The organism is Litorerythrobacter xanthomarinus (assembly GCF_046254955.1).
In the GTDB taxonomy this organism is placed as follows: Bacteria; Pseudomonadota; Alphaproteobacteria; order Sphingomonadales; family Sphingomonadaceae; genus Qipengyuania_C.
In genome coordinates, this window is the sequence record NZ_JBJXRG010000017.1 from 1 (window position 1) to 255 (window position 255).

General features: G+C 48.6%; 1 protein-coding gene. It reads left to right on the forward strand.

The genetic code is table 11. The features are described from left to right. Positions 1–255: nicotinamide riboside transporter PnuC (gene pnuC / locus ACEWMW_RS14515; protein WP_409414677.1), on the forward strand; the 255-nt coding region annotated here is incomplete at both ends.

The window sequence follows — 255 nt, forward strand, 5'->3', positions numbered from 1 at the left end:
TCATGCCAGCATTAGGATTACCGGGTGTGATGCCTGAACTGCAACCGGACGCTTTCGCGTTCTGGGCTTCATGCATGATGGTTTTATCTATCGTGGCAAGGATTCTGATGACGCGTAAGTATGTGGAAAACTGGCTGTTGTGGGTGATTATTAACGTGATTAGCGTCGTTATTTTTGCACTTCAGGGCGTTTACGCCATGTCTCTGGAGTACATCATCCTGACCTTTATTGCGCTCAACGGCAGCCGGATGTGGA